Source organism: Vibrio sp. 1249-1 (assembly GCF_033340495.1).
Map to the genome: position 1 here is coordinate 1 of NZ_JAWOWJ010000971.1, position 559 is coordinate 559.

Sequence of the window (559 nt, forward strand, 5' to 3'; positions counted from 1 at the left end):
TGTTTGTTTTCTTGGTTACTGTTTACACCTGCATACTCTGGGGTGTGGTTAGTGCTTTCTTCGCCACTCCCAAGGGGGAGTTCTCTCCGATTCCGGTAATGCCCAGAGACCTCGCTTATCGGCTTTGGCTTCGGCCTCCAGCTTGAACAGCTCCGGTGTTTTGGCGTACTGCCGGTACACCCACGCACTCCCAGAACGGACCATTTCGGCATTGACCCATTTGCCATCGACATAAAGGTTGGCGACCAGACGGCCATAACGGTCTTTGTCGATTTGCTCGACTTTAATCATTCGACCAAACACCAGATCGGACAACGCCTGTTTCGCCTTTGAGCCGTAGGGTTGTTTCTTCTCTGGGGTGTCGATTTCCGCCAGCCTTACCCGGTACTGGATTTTGCCGCTCCGGCAATCTTTCCCGGAGTCACAGCTTTGTTCAGTCAGGACCTTGACCGTATCACCGTCAGACACCCCCACAACCTTCGCAGTAAAGGTTTCTGCCCATACCTGAGGGGCCACCACCAGCATGGCTACCAGGAACGCTGAAACCCCCGTATTTTTC

The 559-nt window shown here is 53.7% G+C and carries 1 protein-coding gene; it reads right to left on the reverse strand.

The annotated features are described in order from the left end of the window. Window positions 1-48: 48 nt before the first annotated feature. A partial coding sequence (locus tag R7Z50_RS29985; protein ID WP_318150082.1) for a thermonuclease family protein occupies window positions 49-559 on the reverse strand: 511 nt, incomplete at its 5' end.